At 73.9% G+C, this 18,869-nt stretch carries 19 protein-coding genes; 6 read left to right on the plus strand and 13 right to left on the minus strand.

What is annotated here, in order from left to right:
* Positions 1-56: 56 nt before the first annotated feature.
* Positions 57-863 (minus strand): hypothetical protein, encoded by an 807-nt coding sequence (locus KBX06_RS14170; protein WP_210834979.1) that lies wholly within the window; start codon positions 861-863, stop codon positions 57-59.
* A gap of 16 nt (positions 864-879) precedes the next feature.
* Positions 880-1,509, minus strand: a complete 630-nt coding sequence (locus tag KBX06_RS14175; RefSeq protein WP_210834980.1) for an RNA polymerase sigma factor — start codon at positions 1,507-1,509, stop codon at positions 880-882.
* A gap of 547 nt (positions 1,510-2,056) precedes the next feature.
* On the opposite strand from KBX06_RS14175, the gene KBX06_RS14180 reads away from it, so the two are divergent.
* Positions 2,057-3,409, plus strand: a complete 1,353-nt coding sequence (locus tag KBX06_RS14180) for a serine/threonine-protein kinase (protein ID WP_210834981.1) — start codon at positions 2,057-2,059, stop codon at positions 3,407-3,409.
* A 143-nt stretch (positions 3,410-3,552) separates the two neighbouring features.
* Here KBX06_RS14180 and KBX06_RS14185 read toward each other — a convergent pair whose 3' ends face one another.
* Positions 3,553-4,245, minus strand: a complete 693-nt coding sequence (locus KBX06_RS14185; protein ID WP_210834982.1) for a DUF305 domain-containing protein — start codon at positions 4,243-4,245, stop codon at positions 3,553-3,555.
* Between the two features lie 138 nt (positions 4,246-4,383).
* On the opposite strand from KBX06_RS14185, the gene KBX06_RS14190 reads away from it, so the two are divergent.
* The gene (locus KBX06_RS14190) at positions 4,384-5,835 is read left to right on the plus strand and encodes an LVIVD repeat-containing protein (protein WP_210834983.1); all 1,452 of its coding nucleotides are present in this window, start codon (positions 4,384-4,386) and stop codon (positions 5,833-5,835) included.
* A gap of 72 nt (positions 5,836-5,907) precedes the next feature.
* Here the strand turns inward: KBX06_RS14190 and KBX06_RS14195 are convergent, their stop codons facing one another.
* From KBX06_RS14195 to KBX06_RS14210, 4 genes are all read right to left on the minus strand, one after another.
* Positions 5,908-6,129, minus strand: coding sequence for a DUF2188 domain-containing protein (locus KBX06_RS14195; protein ID WP_210834984.1), 222 nt, complete (start codon positions 6,127-6,129; stop codon positions 5,908-5,910).
* A gap of 82 nt (positions 6,130-6,211) precedes the next feature.
* A complete protein-coding gene (locus KBX06_RS14200; RefSeq protein WP_210834985.1) occupies positions 6,212-7,822 on the minus strand; it encodes an asparagine synthetase B in 1,611 nt (536 codons plus the stop codon).
* 5 nt (positions 7,823-7,827) lie between these two features.
* Positions 7,828-8,787, minus strand: a complete 960-nt coding sequence (locus KBX06_RS14205) for a DUF5715 family protein (RefSeq protein WP_210834986.1) — start codon at positions 8,785-8,787, stop codon at positions 7,828-7,830.
* Positions 8,788-9,711: 924 nt separating this feature from the next.
* Positions 9,712-10,239, minus strand: coding sequence for a 2'-5' RNA ligase family protein (locus KBX06_RS14210; RefSeq protein WP_210834987.1), 528 nt, complete (start codon positions 10,237-10,239; stop codon positions 9,712-9,714).
* Between the two features lie 100 nt (positions 10,240-10,339).
* Here KBX06_RS14210 and KBX06_RS14215 point away from each other — a divergent pair, with 100 nt between their 5' ends.
* Positions 10,340-12,136 (plus strand): DEAD/DEAH box helicase, encoded by a 1,797-nt coding sequence (locus tag KBX06_RS14215; RefSeq protein ID WP_210834988.1) that lies wholly within the window; start codon positions 10,340-10,342, stop codon positions 12,134-12,136.
* A 162-nt stretch (positions 12,137-12,298) separates the two neighbouring features.
* Here the strand turns inward: KBX06_RS14215 and KBX06_RS14220 are convergent, their stop codons facing one another.
* The 4 genes from KBX06_RS14220 to KBX06_RS14235 all read right to left on the minus strand — a co-directional run bounded on the left by KBX06_RS14220 (position 12,299) and on the right by KBX06_RS14235 (position 15,444).
* Positions 12,299-12,592, minus strand: a complete 294-nt coding sequence (locus KBX06_RS14220) for a hypothetical protein (protein ID WP_210834989.1) — start codon at positions 12,590-12,592, stop codon at positions 12,299-12,301.
* A 21-nt stretch (positions 12,593-12,613) separates the two neighbouring features.
* Complete coding sequence (locus tag KBX06_RS14225) at positions 12,614-13,720, minus strand: putative manganese transporter (RefSeq protein WP_210834990.1); 1,107 nt, start codon at positions 13,718-13,720, stop codon at positions 12,614-12,616.
* Positions 13,721-13,791: 71 nt separating this feature from the next.
* Positions 13,792-14,661, minus strand: coding sequence for a manganese catalase family protein (locus KBX06_RS14230; RefSeq protein ID WP_210834991.1), 870 nt, complete (start codon positions 14,659-14,661; stop codon positions 13,792-13,794).
* Between the two features lie 57 nt (positions 14,662-14,718).
* Entirely contained in the window at positions 14,719-15,444 is a 726-nt protein-coding gene (locus KBX06_RS14235) for a sensor histidine kinase KdpD (protein ID WP_210834992.1), read from the minus strand.
* 94 nt (positions 15,445-15,538) lie between these two features.
* Here KBX06_RS14235 and KBX06_RS14240 point away from each other — a divergent pair, with 94 nt between their 5' ends.
* Both KBX06_RS14240 and KBX06_RS14245 read left to right on the plus strand, forming a co-directional pair.
* Entirely contained in the window at positions 15,539-16,180 is a 642-nt protein-coding gene (locus KBX06_RS14240) for a response regulator transcription factor (protein ID WP_210834993.1), read from the plus strand.
* Between the two features lie 137 nt (positions 16,181-16,317).
* Positions 16,318-16,665 (plus strand): Lsr2 family protein, encoded by a 348-nt coding sequence (locus tag KBX06_RS14245; protein ID WP_210834994.1) that lies wholly within the window; start codon positions 16,318-16,320, stop codon positions 16,663-16,665.
* A gap of 477 nt (positions 16,666-17,142) precedes the next feature.
* Here KBX06_RS14245 and KBX06_RS28240 read toward each other — a convergent pair whose 3' ends face one another.
* Entirely contained in the window at positions 17,143-17,277 is a 135-nt protein-coding gene (locus KBX06_RS28240; protein WP_256442392.1) for a hypothetical protein, read from the minus strand.
* Positions 17,278-17,379: 102 nt separating this feature from the next.
* Here KBX06_RS28240 and KBX06_RS14250 point away from each other — a divergent pair, with 102 nt between their 5' ends.
* Positions 17,380-17,952, plus strand: coding sequence for a GNAT family N-acetyltransferase (locus KBX06_RS14250; protein ID WP_210834995.1), 573 nt, complete (start codon positions 17,380-17,382; stop codon positions 17,950-17,952).
* 15 nt (positions 17,953-17,967) lie between these two features.
* Here KBX06_RS14250 and KBX06_RS14255 read toward each other — a convergent pair whose 3' ends face one another.
* On the minus strand, positions 17,968-18,825 hold the full coding sequence (locus tag KBX06_RS14255; RefSeq protein ID WP_210834996.1) for a phytanoyl-CoA dioxygenase family protein: 858 nt from the start codon (positions 18,823-18,825) through the stop codon (positions 17,968-17,970).
* Between the last annotated feature and the right edge of the window lie 44 nt (positions 18,826-18,869).

The following is an 18,869-nucleotide window of genomic DNA, read 5'->3' on the forward strand; positions in this document are numbered from 1 at the left end:
GGACCCGGTCCTCCGGGGCGTCGGCGGACCAGGCCGGCCTGGGCGGCCGCGACGGCTCAGTCGGCGGTCGGGCCCGGGGTCGGCGTCACCGTCGGCCCCTTCCTCGTCGACCTGCCGGGCGGCTCCTCCGCCGCCGCCTCGGGCACCAGTTCTCCGCAGAAGCCCTCGACCTGCTCCCGGCCGCCCGCCGCGGTCACCAGGCCGGCGAACGAGGGGGTGTCCAGCGCCTTCTCCCGCTGCGCCGGCTGCTTGGCCAGGTATGCCCGGCAGAGGCCGTGCAGGTGTTCGGCACGCGGCTCCGGCGTCCCCGGCGGGTTGCCGGCGGTGGTGCCGGCACCGGGTGCGTCCGAGGTGGGGACGGTGGAAGGGCCGGGCGGGATCCCGGTGGCGGAAGGGCCGGACGGGATCCCGGTGGGGTGGCCGCCGCCGGTGGCTGCGGTCGGCCCGTCCTGTCCCGGCCCGGTGGTGGCCGGCTCCGTGGTCTGCGGCGCCGGGGTGGCGGGGCGCGGCGGCGGGTCGTCGGCCCGGTCGAGCGCGCCGGCCGCGAGGGCGGCGCCCGCGGTCGCGGTGACCGCGATGCCCGCGCCCCAGGCCACGGCGCCGGCGGTGAACCGGCGGCGCCGTGGCGACGGGACCTTCCCGGCGGCGGGTCCGGCCGCCCGGGCCGCCCGGAAAGCGGCCACCGCGGCCTCCTCGCCGGCCAGTTCGTCGGGGCGGGCGGGCGCGGCGGCGGCGGAGAGCAGGCGGCTGAGCGGCTCGGAACCGTCGGTGCCCGGTGCACGGGGGGTGCCCGTGCGCGCCGCGTCGAGGAGCCGGTCGGACGCGCCGCGGTCGGCGGGCCGCTCGGTCCTGCGGAAGAACATCCTGAGTCCCCTCACGTCAGCCGTCCGCCGGCTCGGCGTGCGACGCCTGCCGCCTGCCGGTACGCGGTCGGGGCGGCGCGGCGGCATCGGGGGCGACGGGCGACCGGGTCGGGTCGTAGCGTTCCATCAGGGCGGCGAGCCGGCGCAGGCCCCGGTGGGCGGCGGTGCGTACGGCTCCGGGCCGGCGACCGAGCACCCGCCCGGCGGTCTCGGCGTCGAGCCCGACGACCGCGCGCAGCAGGACGGCCTCGGCCTCGCGGGGCGGCAGGGTGGCGATCAGCGCGAGCGCCGCCTCGGTGCCGATCGTCTCACCCGCCCGTTCGGCGGTGTCGGCGTCACCTGCCAGTTCGGCGAGCGCCTGCACCGGCACCGGCAGCGACGGACGTCGGCGTTGCCGGCGCAGGTGGTCCATGGCCCGGTTGCGGGCGATGGTGACGGCCCACGCCCGGAACTCGCCACCGGTGAAACTGGGCAGGTCACGGGAGATCTGCAACCAGGTCTCGGAGGCGACGTCCTCGGCGTCCGCGCCGACCAGGGCGGTCAGGTAACGGAGCAGACCGGGCTGGAGGCTGCGGTAGAGGAAGCGGAAGGCATCCTCGTCGCCGGCCTGTGCCGCCACGACGGCCTCGTTCAGCTCACCCGCCATGTGGCCGTCGCTTCCGTCCCGTGGATCCGCGCAGGCGACGCACACCGAGGTGGGCGTGCGCGAGGCAAGCACGGCCCGGCAACCGGACCTGATCCCGCACCCTCAGCCCCCCGCTGACCTGGTTCACGCCCGGGACCGCTTCGCCCGGACGGCACGTCCGGGCGCCTGCCGTGCCGGCGCGGCAGTTGGCGCAGGTGCCGCGGCGACTTCGTGGGGCGGGCCCGAGTCGGGCTAACGCTAGGAGGGCCGCGCCGATCGGGCAAGCCCGCTCGGGGGATAAAAGAGTGAGAATTATCTAGCCGTTCGGCCGGCCCGTCGCCGTAACATCGCGACGGCCCGGGACGCTGCGCCGACCAGCGGTCACCCACGACGGCGCATTCGACCAGCTTAGGGCCCACCCGGGAGGAGTACCGTCACACCCAGTCCACGGCCCGTCACAGCGCATCCGAGGCGGGTCCGGCCGCGCCGCACCCACCTCGCGCCCGGTGCGGGCGGGGCCGGCGACGGGCGATGCGCCGATCTCAGGCGGTCTGGGTACGGTGGTGCTGTGTTGTCATCGGAGGTCGTACTCAGCGGTCGCTACCGCCTGGACGAGCGTGTCGCCACGGGCGGCATGGGCGACGTCTGGCGGGGCAAGGACCTCGTCCTCGGCCGGCAGGTCGCGGTCAAGGTCCTGCTGCCGGCGCTGGTCTCCGACCCCGACTTCATCGCCCGCTTCCGCGCCGAGGCCCGGATCATGGCCGCCCTGCGCCACCCGGGCATCGTCCAGGTCTTCGACTGTGGCGAGGACGACCTGCCCGACGGCAGCCACGCCGACTACCTGGTCATGGAGTTCGTGACCGGGCAGCCGCTGTCCAAGCGCATCGAGGCCGCCGGGCGCCTCGACGTGGCCGAGACGATGGGCATGGTCGCGCAGGTCGCGCAGGCGCTGCACGCCGCGCACCTCGGCGGGATCGTGCACCGCGACGTCAAACCCAGCAACCTGCTGGTGCAGGAGGACGGCAGCGTCGTGCTGGTCGACTTCGGCGTCGCCCGGTCGACCAACGTCACCAGCATCACCAGCACGAACGCGGTGCCCGGCACCGCGCTCTACATGGCGCCGGAACAGGCCGCCGGCCGGCCGGTGTCCGGCGCGACGGACATCTACGCCCTCGGCGCCGTGGCCTACTGCTGTCTCAGCGGCAGCCCGCCGTTCACCGGCGACAACCCCTTGCAGGTCGCCGTGCGCCACCTCGATGACGAGCCGCCGGAGTTGCCGCACGACGTCCCGGAGGCGGTCCGGGCGCTGGTCTCCCGCGCCCTGGCCAAGGATCCGGCCGACCGGTTCGGCAGCGGCGCGGCGATGGCCGAGGCCGCGCGGGCCGCCGTGTCCGACCCTGCCGGGACCACCGCCATGGTGCCCGCGGCGGCGGGCGGCGTGGACCCGGGCACCCGCACCGACATGCCGGCCGTCGCGACCGTGGCCCGGCGCAGGCGTCGCGGCACCCTCGTCGGCGCCGCGGCGGCGGTGCTGGTGGCGCTGGCCGGGCTCGGCGCGGCACTCGGCGCGTCGCGCGAGGCCGACGCGCCGGCGGTCGAGGTGCCGCAGGCGACCACCCCGGCCGCCGAGCCGAGCGGTGCCGCGCAGGCCCCGCCGGAGCAGGACGACGCGCCCGTCAACCCCGGCCGGCCGTTCCGGCCCACCGGCTCCACCTCCAGCCCTTCGCCGTCGGCCACCACGCCCCCGGTCTCTCCCCAGCCCAGCGGGTCGGTCGCGCCGGAGTCGCCGGAGCCCAGCGGCACCCCCGACCCGCCGGGCCCGTCGCCCAGCACCGCCGTCCCGACGCAGAGCACGCCGCCGGCGGAGCCGACCCAGACGCAGAGCACGCCGGGCGAGCCGGCCAACCCGCCGGAGGGCTGAACCGCCCACGGTCCGCCGCCCGGCTCCTCGGAAACGCCCGAGCACGTGGCGCAGCGGGTCATGCCCGGGCTGAACCGCTGTCTCGGCCCGGTGGTGCAGCGCCCGTAGGCTGCGCCCCGAGCCCGGGTCGGACGCCCGCCTGGTCACGCCAGCAGTTCGCGCATCCGGTCGATCTCGACGGTCTGCTCGGTGGCGACGGAGTTGGCGAACTCCGACAGGGTGAGGTCGGAGCCGACCTTGAGCAGATCCGTGGCCATCTGCACCGCGCCCTGGTGGTGCGCCGTCATCATCCGCACGAAGAGCCGGTCGAATCCGGCGCCCCGCGCCGCCGCGAGCTGCCGGATCGCCTCGGGCGTCTGCATGCCCCGCATGCTGCCGTGGTCGTGCCCGGCCACGTCGGTGGAGAGCCCGCGAGCCTGCAACCAGCCCCGCATCATGCCGATCTCCGGCCCCTGGCTGGCGCGGATCCGCTCGGCGAGGGCGCGCAGGGACGGGTCGGCGGCGCGGTCGCCGGCCAGCTCCGCCATCTCCAGCGCCTGGGCGTGGTGCGGGATCATCATCCGGACGAACCAGACGTCCATCGAGTTGTGCCGGGACGCGGCCGCGCCGCGCAGCTCCTCGGCGGGCCGGATCGCGGCGGTCTCACCGGGACGACCGGGAACGATCACCGGGGGCTGGCTCGGGCCGGCCGGGGCGGGCGTCGTGGCGGGGGCGGCGACCTGCCCCGCCGGAGTCGCGGTCGAGCCGCCACCTGGGCGGAAAACGGCGACGACCACCACCGCCAGCAGGAACGCGGATATGACGACGGTCAGGGTCCGCGTACGGCGGCTGGTCATGGGCCACTCCCCCCGATAGAGGTCAAGGCGATGCTATCCATCGACCGACACACATTTGTGTGACCTGCATCACATCGATGGAACTCATCGGATTGTAAGGTGTCCACAATCGTCATCCCCTTGCGAAGGGCGTCGCCGATGACCAGCTTCCGCACCCCGCGGGCCAGGCGGCTCACCACCGTGAGCCTGGCCGCCGCCGGCCTACTCCTCGCCAGCGTCGCCACCGCCACACCGGGAAGTGCCGGCGTGGCGGCGCGGTCCGCCCCGTCCGGCACGGTGGACACCACCGACACGATCCCCGGCGTCGACGAGATCGTCAGCAGCCCCAATCTCCGGCAGGTCGCCAACCTGCCGAAGCAGGCGCCGCTGGACGCCACCAACAGCGACCTGGCCTTCCAGGGCCGCTACGCCTTCGCCGGCAACTACAACGGCTTCGTCATCTACGACATCTCCCGGCCGACCGCGCCGACGGTGGTCGCGCAGGTGTACTGCCCCGGGTCGCAGAACGACATCTCCGTCCACGGCGACCTGCTGTTCCTCTCCACCGACTCGTCGCGCAGCGACGACTCCTGCAACAGCACCAGCGCGCCGGCGACGGAGAAGGCGTCCTGGGAGGGCATCAAGGTCTTCGACATCGGCGACAAGGCCAACCCGCGCTACGTCAAGGCGGTCGAGACGGCCTGCGGATCACACACCCACACCCTCGTGCCGGGCAGGGACCGCAAGACCGTCTACCTGTACGTCTCCTCGTACGGCCCGCGGGCGGAGTTCCCCGACTGCCAGCCCCCGCACGACTCCATCTCCATCGTCAAGGTGCCGGTGGAATCGCCCACCGACGCGGCGGTGGTGGCCTCCCCGAACCTCTTCCCGGACGGCGGCTACGAGGGCCGGCCCGGCGGTGCGGCGACCACCGGCTGTCACGACATCACCGCCTACCCGGAGAAGAACCTCGCCGCGGGCGCGTGCATGGGCGACGGCGTCCTGATGGACATCTCGAACCGCGAGGCCCCCCGGCTGATCAACCGGGTCCGCGACACCGTCAACTTCGCCTTCTGGCACTCGGCCACGTTCAACAACGCCGGCACCAAGGTGGTCTTCACCGACGAGCTGGGCGGCGGCGGCGCGGCCACCTGCAACGAGACCATCGGCCCCGAGCGGGGCGCCGACGCCATCTACGACATCACCGGTCGCGGTGACGCCCGCACGATGGTCTTCCGCAGCTACTACAAGATCCCCCGGATGAACGCCGACACCGAGAACTGCGTGGCGCACAACGGCTCGCTGGTCCCGGTGCTCGGGCGCGACATCATGGTCCAGGCGTGGTACCAGGGCGGCATCTCCGTCTGGGACTTCACCGACTCGGCCAACCCGAAGGAAATCGCGTTCTGGGAGCGGGGCCCGCTGTCGGCCGACCGGCTCGTCGGCGGTGGCACCTGGTCCGCCTACTACTACAACGGCTACATCTACTCCAACGACATGGTCAAGGGCCTCGACGTCCTGAAGCTGACCGACTGGCGCACGTGGACGGCGAACCTCGTCCGGTACCGCGAGCTGAACGCACAGACCCAGCCCAGCTACCTGAGCTGGTAGTCGCCTCGCACGCCGACGGGCCCGACCCCGCAGGGTCGGGCCCGTCCGTGTCCGGGTCGGACGCGGCGGCGGTCAGCCGGCCGGCGGGTACGGGTCGTTCTGGTAGGTGTACTCCGTCTCGATCCTGCCGTCGGAGGTGTGCACGACGAGCTGGCTCGGCTCGTTGCCGTGCGCCTCCCGGCGCCCCGCCTCGACGGCGAGCTGCTTGGTGTCGAACATGCCGACCACCTGGCTGCCCTGCTCGACCTTCCAGCCGCCACCGTTCGGTACGACGTGGTATTGATTGCGCTTCATGTCATTCACCCGCCTCTCGGTCAGGATTCCGGGATACCCGGGCCCTGTCGGCGGAAAACCCTCCCTGGTGGACGGCTCCCGGTCAGCCCGGCAGCGGCGCCTCGTCGCCCCGGGTGCGGCGCGGCCCCACCAGCCGGCGCACCATCGGGGCGGCGTTCCACTTCGCCGCGCCCACCAGGTCGCGGGCGTGTTCCAGCACCGTGTAGTCGGGCCGGGCCCGGCCGTCGGCGATGGCCCGGTCCAGGTCGTTGCCGCACCGGGTCAACACGTTGTCGAAGTCGCGGCGCACCGGTTCGAGCAGGTGGTAGCCGAACGAGCGGTGCAGCCGGGCGAAGAGCGGCTTGTAGAGCCGGGCCCGCTCGTGCAGTCCCGAGGAGTACGACATGGGATTCTTCGGCCGACGCCGGACGTAGTCCGGCAGCAGGTCGGCGAAGGCCCGCCGGACGATCCACTTCTCCTGCCCGTCGCGCATCTTCAGCCCGACCGGCAGCCGCATCGCCAGCTCGACCAGGCTCAGGTCGAGAAACGGCACGCGGGCCTCCACCCCGTGCCCCATGCCGGCCCGGTCGACGCGCTGCAACTCCGTACGGCAGAGGTTTCGGATCTTGTGCAGGAAGAGCCGGCGGGACGCCTCGGGGCCGACCTCGTGGTACATCGGGTAGCCGCCGAACAGCTCGTCCGAGCCGTCCCCGGTGAGCGCCACCTTCACGCCCAGCTCGCGCAGCCGGCGGAACAGCGGCACGGTGACCACCGCGTTGATGATGTCGCCGTACTCGGTCAGCTCGGACATCCGGATGGTCTCCCGGATGTCGGCCAGCCGGATGTCGCGGGGGCGCAGCTCGACCACCTCGTGCGGCACCCCCAGGTCCTTCGCGAGCCGCCGCGCGTACGCGACGTCGGGGCTGTCCGGCACGCCGACCGTGACGGCGACGCAGTCGGGGTGCATCTCGCGTACGTGCAGCAGGGCCAGCGAGCTGTCCAACCCGCCGGAGAGCACCACCCCCACGGTGAGGTCCGTGTCCACCCGCATCCGGATGCTGTCGGTGAGGGCGGCACGGACGAGCAGGGCGGCCTCGTCCGGGTCGTCCACCACCGGCAGCCCGTCACCGAGGGTCAGCAGGTCGACGTACGCGCGCAGCCGGACCGACCCGTCGGGCTCGGCCCAGCCGTGGTGCCCGGGCGGCACCTCGACGATCGGGGCGCGGTGCCCGACCAGCGCCTTGACCTCGCTGGCGACGTGCAGGCAGCCGGGCGTCCGGGTCCAGTACAACGGCTTGACGCCGAGCGCGTCCCGCACCAGGTAGGCCCGGCCGGTGGCCCGTTCCACGACGGCGAAGGCGTACTCGCCGCGCAGCCGGGTCACCATGCCCTCGCCCCACCGCAGGAACGCCGCGAGCACCACCTCGGTGTCGCTGGTGCTGCGGAAGCGGTGCCCGAGCCGGACGAGTTCGGCGCGCAGCTCGTGGTGGTTGAAGACCTCGCCGTTGTAGCAGAGCAGCCACCGCTCGTCGGAGGAGACCCATGGCTGTACGGCGCGTTCGGGGTCCACGATCCGCAGCCGACGGGTGCCGGTGAGCAGGCCGTTCTCGTAGCGGGTCTCGGTGACCTCGCCGCGTGGGGCGAGGGTGGCGAGCATCCGCCGGAAGATCGTCGGGTCGGCCTCGGGGCCGAGGCTCAACGCGATGCCACACATCGGGCTCAGACCCCCATCTCGGCTTCGTACGCCCGGCGCAGCCGCCGTCGCGCCACCGGCGCGAGGCACAGGTGCCAGGCCTGCCCCTCGTCGACCACGTTGACCTCGCCGGCCCGCTGCCGGGCCAGCAGCAGCTCGGCCAGGGTGTCCCGGACGCCGAACCGGTCGAACCACTCCATCTCCACGTCGACGGCCCAGCCGAGGCAGTGGCCGCTGGGCACCATGGCGGCGTATCCGAGTCGGCGCAGCCGGTGCTGGTGTTCGGAGCTGCGGACGAGGCTGGTCACCCACAGCGGCGGCGTGCCGGGCGGGGTGCTGGCGGCGAACTGCCGGGCGACGTCGTTGAGCAGCGCCACCACCTCGCGGCGGGCCCGCCGGAAACGCAGGCCGGCGGTACGCGGCGTGGCCGCGGGCCGCAGCCGGCGCCGCGCCGCCCGCAGGCCGCGTCCGAGCAGCGTCCGGGGCTGCTCGGTGTAGCGGAAGCGCAGCAGGTCCCGCCTGCGCAGCCACTCCAGGTCCACCAGGTCCTGGCTGGCGTCGACCTGAGCGTCGGTCAGGAAGGTGGGGGCGTCGCGCCACCACATCACGTCGACGCGCGAGAGCAGGTAGATCCGGACCAGCGCGGCGAGGTCGGCGGCGGAACTGCGCGCGTTGGGCTGGTAGCGGGCCATCTCCAGCAGCAGCGTCTCGCGGGCGCCGACGAGCCCCTGCGGGGTGGCGTCGAGCACGGCGGCGATCGCCGGTTCACGCAGCCGGTCGTCGATCAGCACCTGCCGGGCGGTGGTGCAGGACGCCCCGGCCAGCGCCCCGACCTCGACCAGCAGGTCGGCCACGGCCGCCCGGTAGGCGTCGAGGTCCGGCGCGGCGGGCCGCGGCGGCATGGCGGACGCACGCCGCCGGGCCGGGGCGGCGGGTGTGACGGAGGAACCGGGCTGCTGTCCCGGGCTTCGGCTGGGCACTCGCATGGTCGGGTCCTCTCTCCCGTCACGGCAGTACTGTGCATCGCCCTGGACACACCGTAATCAGGTCGGACGGGATGAGTCCGAACAATCCTCCTATCTACCCTTTCGGGGTGGCCGACCGCCGCCGTCGGGCACGAACGGTCATGGCCGGGACATCGCCGCTCAACCCGCCGCACCTCGGCCACGGCGGCGGCCGTACGCACGACGCGGACGCCGCAGCCTGGCCGCGCCAGCCCCAGCCGACGACCACAGCCACGGCCACGGCCACGGCCACGGCCACGGCCACGGCATCACGATAAGTAACGGTCGGGTCGCCGACCACATCTCCGCTCATCGCCCTTTGCTCTGCATCTACATACGCACCAACTACTCAGAGTCAGATGAACGCACGCCTCCGACCGGGCCAGCGCATCCAAAAGACCAGCCCAGAGAAGTGGTGCGTTGAGGGATGCAGAGCAAAGGGGTGAGAGGGTCATCAGCGGCCCGAGCATCGGCCGTAACGCACGGTAACTGGCACTCACCCTCACCCTGGGTAACAAGCTTCGGGACGGAACACCTGGTTTCCGCCCTGGAAGATCGGGGGCGAGAAGCGACCGCCAGGCGGGACGGGGCGTCGGCGGAACGCCGACCGGCGGGGGCGCGCCGTCGGCGGGAACGGAGTGCCGGCGTAACGGGGCCTCGCCGGAACGCCGAGGCGGAACGCCGAGGCGGAACGCCGACGCGGAACGCCGACGCGGATCGGGCTGGTCGCGCACGGCGGCGCCGACCCCGCGGTCACCGCGCACTTCGACTACCTGCGCTTCCACCGCTGAACCGCGATCGGGCCCCCGCCGGACGGTGGGGGCCCGATCCCGTTCGGGGCACCCGGCGGCGGGGCCGGCGTCACCGGGGCCGTCGGGCGGGGCGTCGCCGTCGTACCCCCGTCGGTCACGGGCGGTGGTCGGCACCGCCGAGCGCGCTGATCGTGCGGCTCTGCCCGTCGTAGCTGCGCCCGGCGACGAATGCGCCGTCGGGGCGGTCGACGCCCGCCACCGCGCGGGCCAGCCGGCGGTCGGCGTCGCGGAAGCGCAGCGCCAGGCTCAGGTGCGGCCGCCAGCGGCCCGGCGCGTGCCAGGGTCGCTGGCCCGGTGCCCCGGCGAGGACGTCTGCGACCGAAGCGTGCAGGGCGGTCAACTCCGGCGACGGCTGCACCAGCCACACCAGCGGGGCGCTGCCGTCGAGCACGGCGATCCGGTCCAGCCGCACCGGCAGCGGCAGCGCAGCGTCGAACAGGTCGGCCAGCCGCTGCCGGGCGCCGGGCGGGAACCCGTCGACGGCGGCGAGGGTCAGGTGCGGCCGGTTCGTCGGGTGGGCGTTGCGGGCCAGACTGGGCAGGCCCAGCGCGGCCAGCCGCTGCCAGGCGCCGCGCACCGCGGCCTCCAGGTCGGGCGAGCAGACCAGTTCGACCGTACGCACGACGCCAGGCTAGCTGGCCGGGGCACCCACCGGAGCAGAGCGACGGGCTGTTGTGCCGGTCGGCGAAACGGCGTCGAGGTGGTGATGAAAGGCTTGGCGCATGAGTTCCGCACCCGTACGGCACGACCCGCCCACCGCGCCCGGCCCCGACGCCCTCGACGACACGACCGCCTTCGCGGATCTCGGACTACGCGCCGAGTTGCTGGGCGCGCTGTCCGCCCTGGGCTACGAGGAGCCCACTCCGATCCAGCGGGAGGCCATCCCGCCGCTGCTGGCCGGTCGGGACCTGCTGGGTCAGGCCGCGACGGGTACGGGCAAGACGGCCGCCTTCGCGCTGCCGCTGTTGCAGCGGATGCCCGACGGCCGGCGCGGCGGCGCCCCGGTGGCGCTCGTGCTGGTGCCCACCCGTGAGCTGGCGGTGCAGGTCTCCGAAGCGTTCCACCGCTACGGCAAGGACCTGGGCGCGCGGGTGCTGCCGATCTACGGCGGGCAGCCGATCGGCCGGCAGTTGCGCGCCCTGGACCTCGGGGTAGACGTCGTGGTCGCCACCCCGGGCCGCGCGCTGGACCACATCGCCCGGGGCACCCTCGACCTGGGCTCGCTGGCCACGGTGGTGCTCGACGAGGCCGACGAGATGCTCGACATGGGCTTTGCCGAGGACATCGAGGCGATCCTGGAGCACGCGCCGGAGCAACGTCAGACGGTGCTCTTCTCGGCGACGATGCCGGCGCGCATCGACGGGCTGGCCCGCAAGCACCTGACCGACCCGATCCGTATCCTCATCGCCCGGGAGCAGCCGGTGGCCGGCGAGGCGCCCCGGGTGCGGCAGAGCGCTTACATCGTCGCCCGGGCGCACAAGCCGGCGGCGCTGGGCCGGGTGCTGGACGTCGAGTCCCCCACGGCGGCGATCGTCTTCTGCCGCAGCCGCGAGGAGGTCGACCGGCTCACCGAGACCATGAACGGTCGCGGCTACCGGGCCGAGGCACTGCACGGCGGCATGAGCCAGGAGCAGCGCGACCGGGTCATGGGCCGGCTGCGCACGGGCACCGCGGACCTGCTGGTCGCCACCGACGTGGCCGCCCGCGGCCTGGACGTCGAGCAGCTCACCCACGTGGTCAACTACGACGTCCCGTCGGCCCCCGAGTCGTACGTGCACCGCATCGGCCGGGTCGGCCGGGCCGGTCGGGAGGGCGTGGCGATCACCCTCGCCGAGCCCCGCGAGCACCGGATGCTCAAGACCATCGAGCGGGTCACCGGTCAGCGCATCGCGATCGACAAGATCCCGACGGTGGCGGACATGCGCACCCGGCGGTTGGAGCTGACCCAGGGCGCCCTGCGCGAGAGCCTGCTGGAGGACGACCTCGACCCGTACCGGGCGATCGTCGAGTCGTTGACCGACGAGTTCGACCTGGTCGAGGTGGCCCTCGCGGCGGTGAAGCTGGCGCACGAGGCCACGTCGCCGGGCTCCGACGACGAGGAGGAGATCCCCCAGGTCCCCGTCCGGGGCCCGCGCGAGGGGCGGCCGGAGGCCGGCGGCCGGGGCGAGCGGCGGGGCGGCGCCCGGCCCCGCACCGGCGGCACCACGCAGGTCTTCATCGGGCTGGGCCGGCGCGCCGGGGTGCGCCCGCAGGACCTGGTGGGCGCGATCACCGGCGAGACCGGGATCAGCGGCCGCGACATCGGCTCGATCGAGATCGCCGACCGGTTCTCGCTGGTGGAGGTGCCCCAGAGCGTCGCCGACGAGGTCATCGCGGGGCTGCGCGGCAGCACCATCAAGGGCCGCAAGGCGACCGTACGCCGTGACCGGGACGGCGACGGCGGCGGCGAGCGCCGCTTCGACGGGGCCGACCGGCACGAGCGCCGCGACCGGGACCTCGACCGGCGCGACCGGCGCTGACGCTCGGCCTGCGGCCCCGCGCAGGTGATCCGCGCTCCGGCGGGCGGTGCGGGTCGCCGCGGCGGTCCGCGGGGCGTACGACGCTGTCGGGCTGAGGCGTCGCTGACGTCCGGCGTCGTCCGGGTCGCTGTGGCACCGGACGGCGGTGAACCGGCTGCGACATCAGCTCGACAGCGTCGCGCACGTGCATCCTCCGCCGGCCGGCGCCGTGGCGGACCGTGGGGTCGGCTGGGCAGTCGGGTGCGAGCACCAGCCTTCCCGCACGCCTGCGCGCAGCAGCTCGCGCGCCAGGCCGGTCCCCCCGGCAGCCGCCACGGCGAGCGGGATCGCCAGGCAGGTGAGCGCCAGCGCGGCGACGGTCCGGCCCGGCAGTCCGGCCAGCGCGGCCACGCCGGTCAGCAACGCGAAGACGACCAGCTTGCGCCGGACGCGGGTGATCGGGATCGCGACGGACATCGGGGTCTCCCTCCGTACGGATCAGAGCAGGACGAGCAGGGCGGCGCCGACGGCCGCCGCCGGAACGGTGGTGACGACGGTGGCTAGCGCCGCCGAGTGCCGACGCAGCGCGGCGAGCGGGATCAGCGCGTCGCCGTCCTGGCTGATCGCGTTCGCGACCAGGGTCGGCAGCGGCAGTCCGCCGCTGACGTACAGGCCGGTGAAGACGATCTGCACCGCGCACCCGGGGATCAGGCCGATGCCCGCGCCGACCAGCACGCCGACGAGCCCGGTGAGGGCGAGCTGGGAGCCGTCGAAGCCGGTCGTGGTCGTCACCACCTGCCAGCCCAGGTACGCCACCGCGACCCAGACGGTGACGAAGGACGCCTCGTGCGCGCTGTGCCGCAGCGTCGCCCGCAGCGAGCGGGGTTGCGCCGTCTCCAGGCTGTCGTCGGCCAGCCGCCCCCGCCCGGCGGCGAAGATCAGCGCGGCGGTCAGCGAGCCGAGTACCCCCAGCGCCAGGTACGGGTCGACGCCGCCGAAGGACCGGGTCAGCGCCCCCGGGTCGACCAACTGGAAGACCACCGGCACCGAGACCGCGAATGCCGGTGTGGTCAGCCCCCAGAAGGCCGTGGACGCCGGCACGTGGGGCAGCAGCCCGCCGAGCAGCCGCCGTGAGCCGGCGAGGTCCGGCCCGCCCGCCCCGGCCAGGCCGACCGGCGCGGGCGCGGCGGCGGCCCGGCGGTCGACCGCGCGGGCCGGATCGATGCCCAGGGCGTCGACGACGTACCCGGTCACCAGACCGACCGCGAAGAGCAGCACGTGGATCTGGAGGGCGAACACGGGGTTCCAGGCGAGCACCACCCACGACGAGTCCCCCATGGTGGCAGCCAGGGCGGCGACCGCCGTGCCGAAGGAGACCTTCCCCCGGGCGTAGAGCGGCATCAGGATGATCGCCCCGCCGCAGCCGGGGCTGACGCCCAGCAGTGCGCCGACCAGCGGACCGAGCCGGGGCCGGCTGGTGAGCCCGTCGGTGACCCGGTCGCCGTAGCGCCAGCGCAGCCAGCCGAAGAACGCCACCATGACGGCGACGTAGACCCCCACCTGCATGAACGCGTCCGCGAGCGGGCGGAGCACGAGTTCGGTCACGGCACACCCCCTTCCCGGTACGGTGTCGCCGGGGCCGCCCGCCGCTCGCGGACGCCCCCGGCACGACGGCGTCAGGTGAGCTTGCTCTTGACCTTGTTGACGGTGCCCTTGGCGAGGCCCGGATTCGTTCCGTAGAGCCGCGGGTCGCCGGGCGGCAGGACGGGCTCGGGCGCGTGCGCGCGCGGGCTGTGGTCGTAGCGGAACTCGCCCTTGCCGTCGGGCGCCGGCCCGGACGCCCAGCGCCCCTCCGACGCGTCGGTGCCCGGCGAGAAGTCCAGGTACGTGTAGCTGAACTGCTCGGTGAACTCCTTGGAGTCCGGGAACGCGTCCGGCACCGGCATCTCCTCCAGGCCGTCCTCCTTGAGCTGTTCGATGGCCGCCATCCACATGTTCTGGTGCATGGTGTCGCGGGCCAGCAGGAAGCGCAGCATGTTCTTGACCCCGGGGTCGTCGGTCATGTTGAACAGCCGGGCCACCTGGAGCCGGCCCTGCGCCTCGGCGGTGACGTTGAGCTGGAAGTCGGCCATCAGGTTGCCGCTGGCGGTGATGAAGGCGCCGTTCCTGGGCACACCGGCGCTGTCCACCGGCAGTGCTCCGCCGCCGCCGTGGATGAAGTGCGCCGGATTCGAGCCGCCGTAGATCGCCCCGACCATCGGGTTGTCGTCGGCGGCCTCCTGCAACGACAGCGGGGCGTTCTCCAGCAGCCGTGTGATCATCGTGGCGATCATCTCGACGTGACCCATCTCCTCGGTGCCGACATCGAGGAAGAGGTCCTTGTACTTGCCGGGCAGGCGGCAGTTCCAGCCCTGATAGAGGTACTGGTTGGCGACCGTCATCTCGCCCCACTTGCCGCCCAGGATCTCCTGGAGCCGGCGGGCGAACGCGGCGTCGGGGCCGTCCGGCTTGGCCTCGAACTGCAGATCCTTGACGTGGGTGAACACATGTCCTCCTCGGTGCCGGTCGGGCTGTCACCGAGGCGGTTCCCGCGACGGTGAGCCCTATCGGGCCAACCGGTGGCCCCGCGGGGCCACCCTGTCGTCGGCGGGCACGGGCAGCACCACCTCGAGGGCCACCCCGCGCGGTCGCAGCCGGTGCAGGCGCAGCCGTCCGCCGTCGGCGGCGAGCAGCCGCCGCACGATCCACAGCCCGAGCCCGGAGGCCCCGGCGCAGGGGACGGGCCGGCGCAGCGCCTCGACGAGGGGCGGGTCGACCCGGCCCTCGTCGGTGACGACGATGCTCAGGCCGGAGCGGCCGAGTGCGGCGTGGATGCCGATCCGGCCGGCGGCCGGTCCGTGCCGCAGCGCGTTCTCCACCAGGTTGGTCACCACCTGCCGGGTCCGCCGCCGCGGCACCGGGCAGTCGCCGGCCCGCCGGGTCACGCCGATCAGCCGCCGCCGCGGTGGCACCAGGGCCCCCGCGCCGCGCAGGACCGCCGCCAACGGCGCCGCCGGGTCCGGCGCCGGCACGAGGGCCCCGGTGCCGACGGCCGCGTCACGCAGCAGGCCCTGCAGGTGTACGGCCTGCTGGTGGGCCAGTGCCGTGATGGCCCGCCGGTCGTCGCCGGTGAGCGCGAGCCGGTCGTCGGCGAGGGCCCGGGTGAGCGAGGTGAGGGCGCTGACCGGGGTACGGAACTCGTGGCACAGCACACGCAGCAGCAGTTCCGGGTCGGTGTCCAGGGCGGCCGGGTCGGCGGGACCGGCCTCGGGTCCCGCCCACCGGAGCACCCGCAGCGGTCCTCGCCGTCCGTGCCGTCCATGCATCCGCCCGACCTCCCTCGTTCGGCCGCATGATCGGTACCCGCTCGGGAACGGACCAGGCATGCCAGCCCCTCCCGTCGTCCGGTTGGCCGTCGTGGACGACCACCCGCTGTTCGTGCGCGGGCTGGAGCTGCTGCTGCCGGTGACGACCGACGGGCGGGCCGAGGTGGTGGGCTCCACCGGCGACGCCTCGGCCGCCGCCTCGCTCGTCCGGCGTTGCCTGCCCGACCTGGCACTGGTCGACCTGCACATGCCGCCGCCGGGCGGAATCCGGGCGGTGGCGGCGATCCGGCGGACGACGCCCCGGGTCCGGGTGGTGGCCATGTCGGGCGGGGAGGACCCGGCTCCCGCCCTGGAGGCGCTGCGCGCGGGTGCCGAGGCGTACCTGCCGAAGACCGCCGAGCCGGAGGAGTTGCTGCCTCCGTTGCTGGCCGTCCTCGACGGCTGGGCCGTGCTGCCGGGACATCTGCTCCGCGCGCTGCTGCGTCCCGGGCGACCGGCCCCGGTCGACCTCGACGACGAGGAACGGGCCATGCTCCGAGCCATCGCCTCGGGACGCAGTACCGTCGATATCGCCGAACGGATGCACGTCTCGGAACGCACCGTGAAGCGGATGACGGCCGCGCTGCTGCGGAAGTTGCGGGTATCCACCCGGGCCGAGGCGGCGGCACTCGCGGGTCACGCCGGTCTGCTCGGCGACTGAACCCCGGGCTTTGCGCCGAGCCGTTTTCCCGCGATAACGCGACCCGCCGAAATGAGGACGACGCGCATTGTTGCGGATTCCCCGTGGGATAGGTCAAACTTTGACCACACCCCGCCCCACACAGGGAGTAATTGACGATGGCGAGAAAAGTAATCACGGTCCTGACCGACGACCTCGACGGCGGAAAGGCCGACCGGACCGTCGAGTTCAGTCTTGACGGCGTGGCCTACACCATCGACGTCTCCGACGAGAACGCGGGCGTGCTGCGCAAGGCCCTCGACCCGTACATCAACGCTGGCCGGCGAATCGGTCGAGGGTCCGTCGACACCGGGCGGCCAACCCGCCGGGCGGGCGCGTCGGGCGGCTCGGGAATGGACCGGGAGCAGAACCGGGCCATCCGGGAATGGGCCACCAAGAACGGCTACAAGATTTCCGAGCGTGGCCGCATCCCGGTCGAGGTCGTCGAGGCGTACAAGAACCGCTGACCGCCGGGCTCACGCTCCGGCTGCCACGGGGTCACGCTGAGGAATCGGCGCGGCCCCGCCGGTCTTTTCCCACGGCGCTCCATTCGCAGCACCCGCACGGACCTCGGCCGTGATCAAGGACACGATCACGCCGGCGCGTCCTGGGATCGGCGCACTTCCCGAGTGCAATGAGCGACAGCTTTGTCGAGCATTACCAGCGCCGATCTCGGGGGTGACGGAGGACGCGACGGGGGTGGCGGACGGCAGGCGGGTCGCCCCGCGCCTTTCCGGCACCGCTGGGCGGACACCCCGATCAACCGGCTGTGGGCGTCGTCCGGCCGGCCGCCGGCGACCTCGTCGCGGTGCCGCCCGGGCCGGGGGCGGATCGCCGCCCGGCTGGCCGCCGCGGCGCCGGCCGCCCCGCGGAAGGCCGCGGCGCCGGCGTGAGCGCTCCGCTGCGGGGCCGTCGGGGTATGCCCGGACGGCCCCGGACGGCGGTCAGTCGACCTCGACGCGCACCACGTCCGCCAGCGGCTGGAGGATCGAGGTACGGACGAACTCCTCACCCCGCCGACCCTCGGCGGCCAACCGCCGGTCCGCCTCGGCGATCTGGTTCTGCAACACGTACGCCACGATCTGGGCGGTCGAGCATGACCGGCGCGGCGGTGGTGCCCCTCGGGCCGTACGCCCGGAATTTCGATTGAGGCGACGCGCCCGCACCGCTGGGATGAGCCGGTGAACGTCTTCCTGAGCACCCTGCGGCTGGTGCTGCGCGAGTTCACCTCCGCCGACGCCGACCTGCTCGTCGAGCTGGACGGCGACCCGGAGGTGGTGCGGTACCTGACCGGCGGGCGTGCCACCCCGCCCGAGGCGGTCCGGGAACGCGTGCTGCCCCGGATCCTCGCCGGTTACCGGCGACCACCGGGGCTGGGGTGGTGGGCGGCGCTGGACCGGGGGTCGGGCGACTTCCTGGGCTGGTTCGAGTTCCGCCCGACCCACGACGGCGACGCCCGCGAGGTGGAGCTGGGCTACCGGCTGCGGCGGGCCGCCTGGGGCGCCGGTCTCGCCACGGAGGGCTGCCGGGCGCTGATCGGCAAGGGCTTCGCCGAACTCGGCGTCGAGCGGGTCACCGCGAACACGATGACCGTCAACGCCGCGTCGCGCCGGGTGCTGGAGAAGTCCGGGCTGCGGCTCGTGCGCACGTACGTCGGGGACTGGCCGGAGATGATCGACGGCGCGGAGCACGGCGAGGTGGAGTACGCGCTGACCCGCGAGCGGTGGTTGCGCCGCGCCGCCGACCAGGTGTGACGCGAGGCGCCCGGGTTACTCCGCGCCCATCACCAGGCCCTCGATGGTGTGCTTCTGCCGGATCGGCGTCAGGGCGTCGACCACCGGGCAGGGCAGGTGCGCACGCACCTGCTCGGGTAGGCCCGCCCAGTGTCCCCGGGTGACCGCCATGTCGTGGTGCTCGGCGTTGCCCGCTCCCGGCGCGTCGACGCCGAGCACCAGCACCGGTCGGGGCAGGGCGGAGACGTTCGGCGTGCCGCGGTGCACGGTCAGCGCGGACCGGGCGGAGATGTCGCCGCGGCGCGGGTACTTGCGGACCGCCCGTCGCTCGTAGCGGGGGTAGCGCTCTTTCGGCGGGAACATCTGGTGGTCGAAGTCCCGCCCGTCGTCCCACTGGGTGCCCGGGGCGATCTCGAACGGCCCCATCTCCGCCACCGTGTCCACGGTGCTCAGGTTGAAGGCCAGCGAGGTCAGCCGCCGCTGCCGGCGGGTGTCCTGCGGCATCGGGAAGTCCCGGTGCCACGGCTGCGTGACCGCGCCGGGGAACGGGATGTCGAACCCGAGCTCGACGATCTGGTAGTCGGAACCGAGCACGGCCCGGCACACCGCGACCACCCACGGGTGGGTCACCAGGTCGACGAAGCCGCGCAGCTGCTCAGGGTGGATCTCCACGTACCACCGCTGCGGGCCGCGGCCGACCGCGCCGTCGGGGCGGGAGCGGGCTTCCCGGAAGGCGGCCTGGACGTCCTCGCCGACGCGATCCACCCAGTCCACGGCGAAGGCGCCGCGGCACGCGGTGATGCCGTCGCGGTAGAGGTCGCCGAGCGCCTCCAGGGGAACCTCCTCGTCGGTGTCGCCGGCGGGCTGTCCGGGCGGGGTGGGTTGGGACCTCATGGGACCTCCTGAGGGGGGACCAGGCGAGTATTACAACGTTGTAG

The sequence above is a fragment of the Micromonospora sp. C31 genome (assembly GCF_018070575.1).
GTDB lineage: Bacteria > Actinomycetota > Actinomycetes > Mycobacteriales > Micromonosporaceae > Micromonospora.